This window comes from Enterobacter sp. YSU (genome assembly GCF_016082135.1).
Classification (GTDB): Bacteria; Pseudomonadota; Gammaproteobacteria; order Enterobacterales; family Enterobacteriaceae; genus Enterobacter; species Enterobacter hormaechei_C.
On record NZ_CP059487.1, the window covers coordinates 285126 to 297448 of the forward strand.

General features: G+C 52.9%; 11 protein-coding genes. 5 read left to right on the top strand and 6 right to left on the bottom strand.

The annotated features are described in order from the left end of the window. Nucleotides 1-23: 23 nt before the first annotated feature. Together pgm and seqA are read right to left on the bottom strand one after the other, a co-directional pair. Entirely contained in the window at nt 24-1664 is a 1641-nt protein-coding gene (pgm, locus tag H2Z33_RS01345) for a phosphoglucomutase (alpha-D-glucose-1,6-bisphosphate-dependent) (RefSeq protein ID WP_015571122.1), read from the bottom strand. Nucleotides 1665-1688: 24 nt separating this feature from the next. Next, complete coding sequence (seqA, locus tag H2Z33_RS01350; protein WP_003858650.1) at nt 1689-2234, bottom strand: replication initiation negative regulator SeqA; 546 nt, start codon at nt 2232-2234, stop codon at nt 1689-1691. 183 nt (nt 2235-2417) lie between these two features. On the opposite strand from seqA, the gene ybfF reads away from it, so the two are divergent. From ybfF to fur, 4 genes are all read left to right on the top strand, one after another. Beyond that, complete coding sequence (gene ybfF / locus H2Z33_RS01355) at nt 2418-3191, top strand: esterase (protein WP_063134795.1); 774 nt, start codon at nt 2418-2420, stop codon at nt 3189-3191. A 128-nt stretch (nt 3192-3319) separates the two neighbouring features. Then, complete coding sequence (gene ybfE / locus H2Z33_RS01360) at nt 3320-3607, top strand: LexA regulated protein (protein ID WP_003858652.1); 288 nt, start codon at nt 3320-3322, stop codon at nt 3605-3607. A gap of 155 nt (nt 3608-3762) precedes the next feature. After that, the gene (gene fldA, locus H2Z33_RS01365) at nt 3763-4293 is read left to right on the top strand and encodes a flavodoxin FldA (RefSeq protein WP_003858653.1); all 531 of its coding nucleotides are present in this window, start codon (nt 3763-3765) and stop codon (nt 4291-4293) included. 291 nt (nt 4294-4584) lie between these two features. Further along, nucleotides 4585-5031 carry a ferric iron uptake transcriptional regulator gene (fur, locus tag H2Z33_RS01370; protein WP_010428651.1) on the top strand — a complete coding sequence of 149 codons (447 nt, stop codon included), beginning with the start codon at nt 4585-4587 and terminating at the stop codon, nt 5029-5031. A gap of 143 nt (nt 5032-5174) precedes the next feature. On the opposite strand, the gene chiQ is transcribed toward fur, so the two are convergent. The 4 genes from chiQ to nagE all read right to left on the bottom strand — a co-directional run bounded on the left by chiQ (nt 5175) and on the right by nagE (nt 11179). Continuing rightward, on the bottom strand, nt 5175-5501 hold the full coding sequence (gene chiQ, locus H2Z33_RS01375) for a ChiQ/YbfN family lipoprotein (RefSeq protein WP_032102682.1): 327 nt from the start codon (nt 5499-5501) through the stop codon (nt 5175-5177). A 47-nt stretch (nt 5502-5548) separates the two neighbouring features. Then, a complete protein-coding gene (gene chiP, locus H2Z33_RS01380) occupies nt 5549-6946 on the bottom strand; it encodes a chitoporin ChiP (RefSeq protein WP_017694280.1) in 1398 nt (465 codons plus the stop codon). Nucleotides 6947-7392: 446 nt separating this feature from the next. After that, nucleotides 7393-9060 (bottom strand): glutamine--tRNA ligase, encoded by a 1668-nt coding sequence (gene glnS, locus H2Z33_RS01385; protein ID WP_047734239.1) that lies wholly within the window; start codon nt 9058-9060, stop codon nt 7393-7395. 169 nt (nt 9061-9229) lie between these two features. Then, nucleotides 9230-11179, bottom strand: coding sequence for a PTS N-acetyl glucosamine transporter subunit IIABC (gene nagE / locus H2Z33_RS01390; protein WP_063134794.1), 1950 nt, complete (start codon nt 11177-11179; stop codon nt 9230-9232). A 325-nt stretch (nt 11180-11504) separates the two neighbouring features. On the opposite strand from nagE, the gene nagB reads away from it, so the two are divergent. Continuing rightward, nucleotides 11505-12305 carry a glucosamine-6-phosphate deaminase gene (nagB, locus tag H2Z33_RS01395; RefSeq protein ID WP_003858663.1) on the top strand — a complete coding sequence of 267 codons (801 nt, stop codon included), beginning with the start codon at nt 11505-11507 and terminating at the stop codon, nt 12303-12305. Nucleotides 12306-12323 lie beyond the last annotated feature (18 nt).

Below are 12323 nucleotides of genomic sequence, written 5' to 3' on the forward strand. Positions count from 1 at the left end.
ATCAGCCCGCACCAGATCACGACTTACGCGTTTTTCAGCACTTCGCTGACAATCTCTACCGCTTCTTTCTCAATCTGCTGACGATGCTCAGCGCCGAGGAAGCTTTCACAATAGATTTTGTACGCATCTTCCGTACCGGATGGACGCGCGGCGAACCAGCCGTTTTCGGTCATCACTTTCAGGCCGCCGATCGATGCGCCGTTACCCGGCGCCGCCGTCAGACGCGCGGTGATCGGGTCACCAGCCAGGGTACTGGCACTGACCATCTCCGGAGAGAGTTTTGACAGAGCTGCTTTTTGCGCAGACGTGGCGCCAGCCTGAATACGGTTATAGCTTGGCGCACCAAAACGTTCCGCCAGCTCGTTGTAATGTTCCTGCGGGTTCTTACCGGTGACCGCGGTGATTTCCGCCGCCAGCAGGCACATGATGATGCCGTCTTTATCGGTTGACCATGGGGTGCCGTCGAAGCGCAGGAAGGATGCCCCCGCGCTCTCTTCACCGCCAAAGCCGAAGCTGCCGTCGTGCAGACCGTCAACAAACCACTTGAAGCCCACCGGCACTTCCACCAGCTTGCGACCCAGCGCGTCGACCACACGGTCAATCATAGCGGAAGAGACCAGCGTTTTACCCACCGCAACCTCTTTGCCCCACTGCGGACGGTGCTGGAAGAGATAATTGATTGCAACAGCCAGGTAGTGGTTCGGGTTCATCAGCCCTGCCGGGGTGACGATACCGTGGCGATCGTAGTCCGGGTCGTTGGCAAACGCCAGATCGAACTTGTCGCGCAGCGCCAGCAGGCCAGCCATTGCGCATTCGGAGGAGCAGTCCATACGGATCGCGCCGTCTTTGTCCAGGTGCATAAAGCGGAAGGTCTGATCGACGTGATCGTTCACGATGGTCAGATCCAGCTTGTAGTGCTCGGCAATGCGTTTCCAGTATTCAATACCGGAGCCGCCCAGTGGATCCACGCCCAGCTTCAGACCGGCTTTCTGGATAGCGGCCATATCGACGATATCCGCCAGCCCTTCCACGAACGGCTGCACCAGATCCTGCTCTTTCACGTGGCCGGAGGCCATGGCTTCATCCAGCGAGATGCGTTTCACACCGTTCAGACCGTTAGCCAGTAACGCGTTGGCACGATCTTCCACCACTTTCGTGACGTTGGTATCCGCCGGGCCACCATTAGGTGGGTTGTACTTGATGCCGCCATCCTCCGGTGGGTTGTGGGACGGGGTGATCACAATGCCGTCAGCCTGCGCGCCACCTTTTTTGTTGTGTACCAGAATAGCGTTAGAAACCGCTGGCGTTGGCGTAAAACCGTTGTTCTCCTGAACAATCACGTCTACGCCGTTCGCCGCCAGCACTTCCAGCACGGAGATAAAAGCAGGTTCAGACAGGGCGTGGGTATCTTTCCCGACATAGCACGGACCGGTGACGCCATTTTTGGCGCGCTCTTCCGCGATGGCCTGAGCAATGGCCAGAATATGCGGTTCGTTAAAGCTGTGGCGCGCCGCACTACCGCGGTGGCCAGATGTACCAAACTTCACTGCGTGTTCTGCGTTGCCCACCACCGGCTTCAGCACGTAGTACTGCGCGGTCAGTTGAGCGACGTTAATCAAATCGCTTTGTTGTGCAGGTTGTCCTGCACGGCTGTGATTTGCCATTGCCTGGTCCTTCTGATGCAAGGGTTAAATTGTACCGCAAACCTTTTCGATCAATTCCGCCGGGAACTGCATGGACTGCATGATATGTTCGATCATGCTGCACTTACGGCCCGTATTGGTGTTGGTGATCACCCAGTATGGTGTACCGGGAACGTGTTTGGGCTTGGTTTGGTTGCCATTTTGCAGCAGGGTCTGCTCGTCGCCTGCGAAGTAAACGCGCGTGCGACCGTGCAGCGACTCTGTCGCTTCTGCAAATGCGTTGTTATCCAGTGAGTAAAGTGTAGACAGCACCAGCATAAAGCGGTTAACCGCCTTTTTCTGCTCGGCATATTCATCGGACAGCAGCAGCTCGCGCATCGCGCGCACTTTGTCTTTTGCCGGCATGACGGCAGGTTTTACTTGTGCAACAACGCTCGGCTGAGACACGACATCTTTAGTGACAGGAGTGGGCTGTGAGGCGGCGGAAATTTTAAGCATGCGCCGTAAAATGTCGGACGCGCTCTCCCCAATATGCCGCGTCTGGCTGGCAATATACTGATAGAGTTCGTCATCAACTTCGATTGTTTTCATCTTAATCCAGTGCGATATCTTATCTGAATACAAGTCGTTGAGATTATAAGGTCAAATCCCAACAGCGGATAGCGTCAAACCAGGTTGGCGGCAAAAGTCAGATTAAACTGGATCCTTGCCCCCGGGCGGCAGAATGGTCAACATGATACCCTAACCTGACAAACCTAAAAAAAGAACTTTGCCATGAAATTGAATACCCGAGCGCAAACTGCACAATCGCCGAACAATAATTCTCCCATCGTACTGGTTCACGGCCTGTTTGGTAGCCTGGATAATCTGGGTGTGCTGGCGCGCGATTTAGTGACCGATCACGCGATCCTCCAGGTTGATATGCGCAATCACGGTCTTTCTGGGCGCTCGGAGGAGATGACCTACGCAGCCATGGCGCAGGATCTGCGGGACACCCTCGATGCGAATAATATCCAGAAAGCGACGCTTATCGGGCATTCAATGGGCGGCAAAGCGGTGATGGCGCTCACTGCGCTGGCCCCTGAGCGAATTTCCGGGCTGGTGGTCATCGACGTTGCGCCCGTCAATTACGACGTTCGCCGTCACGATGAGATTTTTACCGCCATCAATGCGGTCACCGAAGCGGGTGTCGCAACCCGCCAGCAGGCGGCTGCCGTTATGCGTGAGCATCTTGATGAGGAAGGCGTAGTTCAGTTCCTGCTGAAATCGTTTGTTGACGGACAATGGCGCTTTAACGTCCCGGTATTGTGGGATCAGTATTCGCATATTGTGGGCTGGGAAACCGTCCCCGCCTGGCCGCACCCTACCCTTTTTATTCGCGGCGGCAACTCCCCTTACGTCACTGATGCGTATCGTAACACGCTGCTGGCGCAATTCCCGCAGGCTCGCGCTCACGTCATTGCCGGTGCCGGACACTGGGTACACGCGGAAAAACCGGATGCCGTCCTGCGCGCCATTCGCCGCTATCTTACTGATACAGCGAATTGATTAAAAAGCCAGCGACCGGAAGACGACGGGCTTCCAGTCGTTGGCGTGTGGATTTGGGTGATGTATGATGGCGCGCTTATCGCCCGGGCATTAGCAGGGCGGCGTGTTTCCCCCGAAGTCTCAGAATCATGGCCAAAGAACAAACGGACCGTACGACACTAGATCTGTTCGCGAATGAGCGTCGACCGGGACGACCGAAAACGAATCCGCTTTCGCGCGATGAACAGCTGCGTATCAATAAACGCAACCAGCTTAAACGCGATAAAAATCGTGGGCTTAAGCGTGTCGAACTGAAGCTGAATGCCGATGCCGTCGATGCGCTTAACGAGTTAGCTGACGCGCGCAACATCAGCCGCAGCGAACTGATCGAAGAGATGCTGATCGCCCAGCTTGAGACGTTACGCGGCAAGGCGTGAGTCAGAAAATCCCCAATATTACCTTTTTCATGTAGCACAGAGTGCAGTCCTGCGTGATAGCTGTTTCCGCAGGGTTGCCTGTTCTGCTATTATTGCCCTTATCCGTGGACAATTTGGGCCACCATACCATTAAGTTTCAAGAGGTTATTTTACTCATGGCAATCATCGGCATTTTCTTTGGCAGTGATACCGGCAATACTGAAAATATCGCAAAAAACATTCAAAAACAGCTCGGTAAAGACGTTGCTGATGTGCATGACATCGCCAAGAGCAGCAAAGAAGATCTCGAGGGCTATGACATCCTGCTGCTGGGCATCCCGACCTGGTACTACGGTGAAGCACAGTGTGACTGGGACGATTTCTTCCCGACGCTGGAAGAAGTAGACTTCAACGGCAAGCTGGTTGCCCTGTTTGGCTGTGGCGATCAGGAAGACTATGCTGAGTATTTCTGTGATGCGCTGGGCACTATTCGCGACATCATTGAGCCACGCGGTGCGGCGATCGTCGGTCACTGGCCAACGGCGGGTTACCATTTCGAAGCGTCCAAAGGTCTGGCAGATGACGATCACTTCGTTGGCCTGGCCATTGATGAAGACCGTCAGCCAGAGCTGACCGCTGAGCGTGTAGAAAAATGGGTTAAGCAGGTTCGTGAAGAGCTGAACCTGGACGATATCCTTAACGCCTGATATCTCTGCGGCGCAACTCCGGTTGCGCCCGTTTTCCAGGTAAAACCGATTAAATTAATTGCTACAAACTTTTAACTTTTTCGCCCAGACCTGTACAATATCCCCCTGGTAAAAAGTGGGTGCCATCGAACAAGTTTGTTGGTGATACCACGTTTTTATAAGCATACTTTGCTTGAGACTTGCAGTTTTCATTTAGCCATGGCAGTTCTATAATGAGACGCATTATCCCAAGTGCATTTTCTGTCACTTCTTCTTTTGAAGTGAATCGTTTAGCAACAGGACAGATTCCGCATGACTGACAACAATACCGCATTAAAGAAAGCTGGCCTGAAAGTAACGCTTCCTCGGTTAAAAATCCTTGAAGTGCTTCAGGGGCCAGACAATCACCATGTCAGTGCGGAAGACCTTTATAAGCGTCTTATCGATATGGGTGAAGAGATTGGGCTGGCAACCGTCTATCGTGTGCTGAACCAGTTTGATGACGCGGGCATTGTTACTCGTCATAATTTCGAAGGCGGTAAATCCGTGTTCGAGCTGACTCAGCAGCATCACCACGATCACCTGATCTGCCTCGACTGTGGCAAGGTCATTGAATTTAGCGATGATTCCATTGAATCACGCCAGCGTGAAATCGCCGCCCGTCATGGCATCCGCCTGACCAACCACAGCCTGTACCTGTACGGTCACTGCGCTGAAGGCGATTGCCGCGAAGACGACCACGCGCACGACGCGAAATAATATCGTGTTCATACTCTGAGCCAGCCGTAAGGTTGGCTTTTTTTTTGCCTGAAAAAAGCCCGGTGGCGCTGCGCTTACCGGGCCTACGGGCTGTGACACCGTTGTAGGCCCGGTAAGCGCAGCGCCACCGGGCGTAAAGCAACTTATTTATTGTTATTGCGAATCTCGTCCCAGATCTTATCGCAACGCTTCGCCACTTCCTGATCGTTACCGCTTTTCCGCGCCTGGATACAGGCCTGGTAATCCATCACGCGAACATTTTCCTGCGTCGCAAACTGCTCATGCGCTTTCTCTTTTTTCAGCACATTCAGCACGCTCTGGCAGGCTTCAATCTTCTCTGGCGATCCTTGTGCTGTATTGATGCAGGCGCTATACGCCTCCTTCAGACGGGAGTCTTCTTTCTGCGCCTGATCCTGCGCACACGCCACCAGCCCCGATGCCAGCAGCGCAACGATTACCATTTTTTTCATCATATGCAGTCTCCATGCAGGCGGGATTTCGCCCGCCTGCGTGTTCATCAGAAGATTGTGAATGGCGCAATGACCATGAATTTCACGTCACGTTCATCCTGGAAGATGTTGCCGTAACCGCCCGCGTAGCTCGGGATATCGGAGTGGTTGTCATACTGGGTGAAGTGCAGTTTGAACATCGTGCCTTTCGCACGGCCCTCCTGAAGGGTGTAAATCGCATCCAGACTGTATGAAGACTCTTTCAGACGGTAATTCGGATCGTAGTAGGCGTCTGGCGTAGCCATATCTGCTGGCTTCGCGTCCCAGGCGTACGCGTAGGACGCACCCACTGCCCAGCCAGGCAGGTTCCAGTTCTTCAGGTCATACATTGCGCCGAAGAAGACCGCCTTTTCGCCGTCGGCGTTAAAGTCAGAGCGGTTATCCCACCAGATATCCAGACGACCATTGGAAGAGGCGTAGGTTGGCGTCATACGTTGCAGGAAGTAGCCCTGCTGCCCTTCTGCCTTGACCCATGTTCCCTCCAGACGTAAATCAACCTGACCTACCTTGTAACCGAAGGTCAGCGCCTGTAACCACGCGGTGCCGTCATAGATATCATTTACGCTGCCATCACTGACTTTGTCGCGCGTACCGTAGAACTGATAGCTGGTGCTCAGCGGGCTACCCGCGATATCAAATTTGTAGCTGGCTTTAGCAAAGTACTGATCGATATAGCCTTCAGCCTGACCAAAAGCAGCTTCCAGCACCAGATCGTTTTTGAAGTCGTACTTCGCCCCCAGCGAGTGGAGATAATCAACTTTGGTTTTTTTATCGTTCTGATAGAACTTGTCCATCTCAATGTGCCACGGCGCTTTGTACTCGTTGGTCCACATATAGGAGAAGCTCAACGCCCCCGCATCGCCGTAGTCAAAATTAGCACCGGCTTCCGCACCCTGATAGGTACCTGGCATAAAGCTCCAGTGCGGTGCTAACAGCGTCTGGCCGGTTGGCTGGATATAACCTCCACGCGCCCAGACAGGACCATATTTGAATTTTGCAGCCGCTTTATACAGGCTGATTCCGCTTTTATCGCCGGACCAGTCTTCGTCGTAGGCTTTATTGCTGGAGGAGAACGCAATTTCGTTCGGATGGCCGCTGTCGCCATTTTCGGCCATTTCAATTGCGGTGAACGCTGCAATATCGATCCCGAACATATCGGCGGCATATCCCGACTGGAAATCAAGGTTAGCGTTCCAGGTCGAGTGAGAAAGGTTGGTTTTGTATTTATCTTCAGTGACGTCTTTACGGTCACGCTCACGCTGCCAGTAATAAATACCGCCCGTGAGGGTGGAATCTTCGATGAAACCTGCTGCTTTTGCCTCTGGCGCAACCACCAGGCCCGACATTGCTGTCACACCGGCGATAGCCAGCGCCAGCGCACTACGTTTGCCACTGAACGTACGCATAGATTATTCCTCTTTGACGAATTAAAACGCCTTAAACGGCGAAAAACAGAAAAGACCAAGTGGTCAGGGGTAGTCAGAAATACCCTCGAATTAACTACCGTCTTTAGGTTATTTTTCGCGACGCGAATTATCAATGCTTTTAATCAGGCAAAAGTCAGGATTATGACGAAGAGCACATATTTCGTAGTGCTTTGTAACATTTACCGGGAAGCAAGTACTGGCGGGGGAATGCGCTAATTTTCAGTAATTAACATTGATATTGTGAATATATTTTTCAGCGTTTCTGTTTTTGGAAAACAACAAACTTTATTAAATAAAATAAGTAGCACCACATTGACCTGGAATGTTGGCTTTAATTCATCATCCCGATGCTTAACGACATGATCGTTAAATAAAAAAACGCCGCATTACGCGGCGTTTGTTTCTCATTGACCATGCCAGCGTGATTATTCGCCGATCTTAGTCCAGGTATCACGCAGACCGACGGTACGGTTAAATACCGGTTTTTCCGCCGTGCTGTAACGGCTGTCCAGGCAGAAGTAACCCTCACGTTCAAACTGGAAAGCTTTACCGGCTTCAGCGGCTTTCAGAGACGGCTCGGCATACCCCTGCTTGATAATCAACGACTCAGGGTTGATAACCGCCAGGAAGTCCTCCGCAGCGCCTGGGTTAGGTACGCTGAACAGACGATCGTAGAGACGGATCTCAACCGGCAGCGCATGCTGCGCACTCACCCAGTGGATCACACCTTTTACTTTACGGCCATCCGCCGGATCTTTACTCAGCGTCTCTGCGTCGTACGTACAGAAGATGGTCGTGATGTTACCTTCCGCATCTTTCTCTACGCGCTCGGCTTTGATCACATAGGCGTTACGCAGACGCACTTCTTTGCCCAGCACCAGACGCTTGTACTGCTTGTTCGCTTCTTCGCGGAAGTCGGCGCGATCGATCCAGATTTCACCGCTGAACGGCACGTCGCGGGTGCCCATTTCCGGTTTGTTCGGATGGTTAGGCATCGAGACCAGTTCGCTTCCACCCTGCGGATAGTTTTCGATGACCAGTTTCACTGGATCGATCACTGCCATCGCGCGCGGCGCGTTTTCGTTCAGGTCTTCACGAATGCAGGATTCCAGAGACGCCATTTCGATAGTGTTGTCCTGCTTGGTAACGCCAATACGTTTGCAGAACTCACGAATGGACGCCGAGGTGTAGCCACGACGACGCAGGCCAGAGATGGTCGGCATACGCGGGTCGTCCCAGCCTTCAACGTGCTTGTCGGTGACCAGCAGGTTCAGCTTACGCTTGGACATCACGGTGTATTCCAGGTTCAGACGAGAGAACTCGTACTGACGCGGATGCACAGGAATGGTGATGTTATCCAGCACCCAGTCGTACAGACGACGGTTGTCCTGGAATTCCAGCGTGCACAGAGAGTGCGTAATGCCTTCCAGCGCATCGCTGATGCAGTGGGTGAAGTCGTACATCGGGTAGATGCACCACTTGTTACCGGTCTGGTGGTGTTCAGCGAACTTAATGCGGTACAGCACCGGATCGCGCATCACGATGAACGGAGACGCCATATCGATTTTGGCACGCAGACACGCTTTACCTTCTTCGAAGCCACCGGCACGCATTTTTTCAAACAGCGCCAGGTTCTCTTCCACGCTACGATCGCGGAACGGGCTGTTTTTACCAGGCTGAGTCAGCGTACCGCGGTATTCACGGATTTCGTCAGCAGACAATTCGTCGACGTATGCCAGACCTTTGTTAATCAGTTCAACCGCATAGGCATACAGCTGATCGAAGTAGTCTGAGGAGTAGCAGATATCGCCAGACCAGTTGAAGCCCAGCCATTGCACGTCGTTTTTAATCGACTCAACGTATTCGATGTCTTCTTTTACTGGGTTGGTGTCATCGAAACGCAGGTTGCACTGCCCCTGGTAATCTTGCGCAATACCAAAGTTCAGGCAGATCGATTTGGCGTGACCAATGTGCAGGTAGCCATTTGGCTCCGGCGGGAAACGCGTGTGGATTGTGGTGTGCTTACCACTGGCCAGATCTTCATCGATGATCTGACGAATAAAGTTACTCGGGCGGGCTTCTGCCTCACTCATCGTGGATTCCTCAAAGCGTAAACAACGTATAACGGCATATGATCTTATAAGCCGGACGTAGTGACAACCCTTAAAACGTCCCGGAAGAAAATAATGGGGGCAATTGCTGCAAAAAAAAGCGGCGGAGGATATCCCCCGCCGCTAAAGGCATAACTCTACTCAGGAGCGATTACTTGCCTTTAATCTCATACAGTGGCGTCTGGCCTGCAACCACCTGACCCTGCGCCTGGATCACCAGACCGCTGAAGTCGTCGATGTTGCTGCACACGACCGGGCTTATCATGGAGCGCGCGTTGGCATTCAGGAAGTCCAGATCCATTTCCAGAATCGGCTGACCTGCCGCCACTTCAGCACCCTCTTCCACCAGACGAGTAAAGCCCTGACCGTTCAGCGCAACGGTATCGATACCCATATGGACAACGATCTCCGCGCCTTTTTCCGTTTCCAGGCAGAACGCGTGGTTGGTGTTGAAGATTTTCACGATAGTACCGGCAGCCGGAGAGACCACGGTTTTGTCCGTTGGTTTCACCGCCACGCCGTCACCGACCGCTTTGCTGGCGAACGCTTCGTCAGGCACCTGCTCAAGCGCAACAACGTCACCTGTCACCGGAGAAACCAGCGCAGCGATGGTCACCGCGTTTGGCACAGCCTGCGGTTTTACAACCGGCGCGTCAGCCACTGGCGCGTTATCCGTTGAGGCGGCAGCGACCGGCCCACGGGCAACCACTTTTTTCATTTCATCGCCGATAGATTCGGCTTTCGCACCCACGATAACCTGGATGGTTTGTTTGTTCAGTTTCACCACACCAGACGCACCCAGGCGTTTGCACATTGCATCGCTCACGCGCGCGGAGTCACCTACGGTCAGACGCAGACGGGTAATACAGGCATCGATCGCTTTCAGGTTGTCGGTGCCACCCACAGCGGCAATGTAGTTGGTTGCCAGCTGGGTTAAACCCTCTTCGGTATTGCTGTTGGCTTCACTGGTCACAACATCATCTTTCGTATCTTCGCGGCCCGGCGTCTTCAGGTTAAACATACGAATAACCGCGCTGAACAGAACGAAGTAGATAACGAAGAAGATCAGGCCCATCACCATCAGGATCCAGACGTTGCTGCTTGCCGCCGGCAGGTTGTACATCAACACATAGTCGATGGCGCCTGCGGAGAAGGAGAAGCCAGCATGGATACCCAGAAGGGTGGCGACGAACAGGCTGATACCGGTCAGGATCGCGTGCATCAGATACAGCAGCGGAGCCAGGAACATGAACAGGAATTCCAGTGGCTCGGTCACGCCGGTCAGGAAGGCGGTGATCGCAACGGACAGCAGCATCCCGCCAACCATTGGGCGACGCGCTTTCGGCGCAGCCAGGTACATTGCCAGCGCCGCGCCAGGCAGACCAAACATCATGATTGGGAAGAAGCCAGACATGAACATGCCCGCGGTGCCGTCGCCTGCGTAGAAGCGGTTGATATCACCGTGGAATACCGCGCCGGCCGCGTTGGTGAACTCACCAATCTGGAACCAGGCGATGGTGTTCAGTACCTGATGCAGACCGGTTGGGATCAGCAGACGGTTAATGAAACCGAAGATGCCCGCGCCCATTGCGCCCGCAGACACGATCCACTCGCCACCCGCATGGATAGCATGCTGCACCGGTGGCCAAACGTAGCCAAAGATGGCGGCGAGGATCAGACAGAAAAAGCCCGTCGCAATCGGCACAAAACGTTTACCGCCGAAGAAGCTCAGGAAGTCAGGAAGTTTGATACCTGCCCAACGGTTGTACACGACGCCACCCACCAGGCCGGTAATGATACCTGCCAGCACACCCATATTGATTTCAGGGTTGATGGTTACCATCGCTTTCGTGAGGATGAAGTAACCGACAGCCCCTGCCAGTGCCGCGGCACCAGCGCTGTCTTTTGACCAGCTTGACGCCACACCGATGGCGAAAATCAGCGCCAGGTTGTCAAAAATTGCGCCGCCTGCCTGGGCAATAAACGGCACGTTAAGAAGATCGGGTTGCCCGAATCGCAGCAGCAACGCTGCAACCGGTAGCACGGCGATAGGGAGCTGCAAAGCCCTACCGAGGCGCTGGAAAAAACCTAAAATATTCATCCTATTCCCCCTACGAGACCCTTTGTTAAGACTCGCGCATAAACTATGTTTTTATTGTGTCACGAACGATAGATACAGTTGATGATTCACTGGCAGTGTGAGTGTGTGAAAAATTAATTCGTATCGCAAATTAAACACCTATTTTTTGTGATTATTGTCACCAAATATCGTATTAAACCCTCCCTTCCACTGGCTAACGACGAAAACTTATTTTATCATTCAAAAAATCAAGACGGATTGATCCGGCCTGAAAGGTTCCAGGTTACGCTTAGTTCAGGTTGCACTAATCATCCGCCCACTTTTACTTAAACTTTAGAGGTGAATAATGAGACTGATTCCCCTGGCAACAGCTGAACAAGTCGGAAAATGGGCTGCTCGTCATATCGTTAATCGCATCAACGCGTTCAAACCAACAGCCGATCGTCCTTTCGTTCTCGGTCTTCCAACCGGTGGCACGCCCCTGACCGCGTATAAAGCCCTGGTTGAAATGCACAAAGCGGGCCAGGTTAGCTTTAAACACGTTGTGACCTTCAACATGGACGAATATGTCGGCCTGCCGAAGGAACATCCGGAAAGTTACCACAGCTTTATGCACCGTAATTTCTTCGATCACGTTGATATTCCGGCTGAAAACATTAACCTGCTGAATGGAAACGCGCCTGATATTGACGCAGAATGCCGTCAGTATGAAGAAAAAATCCGTTCCTACGGTAAAATCCACCTGTTTATGGGCGGCGTAGGCAACGATGGTCATATCGCGTTCAACGAACCGGCATCTTCACTAGCTTCCCGTACCCGTATTAAAACGCTGACCCATGATACGCGCGTGGCTAACTCCCGCTTCTTTGACGGCGACGTCAATCAGGTGCCTAAATACGCGCTGACCGTGGGCGTGGGCACGCTGCTGGATGCCGAAGAAGTGATGATTCTGGTGCTGGGCGCGGTGAAAGCGCAAGCGCTTCAGGCTGCCGTTGAAGGTAACGTGAACCATATGTGGACGATCAGCTGCTTACAGCTGCATCCAAAAGCGGTTGTCGTGTGTGACGAACCGTCCACCATGGAGCTGAAAGTGAAAACGCTGAAATACTTCAACGAGCTGGAAGCTGAGAACATCAAAGGTCTGTAATTGAATAACCGCCTCTTT

Bases quoted from the DNA above. Each gene is read 5' to 3' on its own strand.
- seqA (WP_003858650.1), bottom strand. From the start codon at position 2,234: ATGAAAACAATCGAAGTTGATGACGAACTCTATCAGTATATTGCCAGC.
- fur (WP_010428651.1), top strand. From the start codon at position 4,585: ATGACTGACAACAATACCGCATTAAAGAAAGCTGGCCTGAAAGTAACG.
- fldA (WP_003858653.1), top strand. From the start codon at position 3,763: ATGGCAATCATCGGCATTTTCTTTGGCAGTGATACCGGCAATACTGAA.
- chiQ (WP_032102682.1), bottom strand. From the start codon at position 5,501: ATGAAAAAAATGGTAATCGTTGCGCTGCTGGCATCGGGGCTGGTGGCG.
- nagE (WP_063134794.1), bottom strand. From the start codon at position 11,179: ATGAATATTTTAGGTTTTTTCCAGCGCCTCGGTAGGGCTTTGCAGCTC.
- pgm (WP_015571122.1), bottom strand. From the start codon at position 1,664: ATGGCAAATCACAGCCGTGCAGGACAACCTGCACAACAAAGCGATTTG.
- nagB (WP_003858663.1), top strand. From the start codon at position 11,505: ATGAGACTGATTCCCCTGGCAACAGCTGAACAAGTCGGAAAATGGGCT.
- glnS (WP_047734239.1), bottom strand. From the start codon at position 9,060: ATGAGTGAGGCAGAAGCCCGCCCGAGTAACTTTATTCGTCAGATCATC.
- ybfE (WP_003858652.1), top strand. From the start codon at position 3,320: ATGGCCAAAGAACAAACGGACCGTACGACACTAGATCTGTTCGCGAAT.
- ybfF (WP_063134795.1), top strand. From the start codon at position 2,418: ATGAAATTGAATACCCGAGCGCAAACTGCACAATCGCCGAACAATAAT.
- chiP (WP_017694280.1), bottom strand. From the start codon at position 6,946: ATGCGTACGTTCAGTGGCAAACGTAGTGCGCTGGCGCTGGCTATCGCC.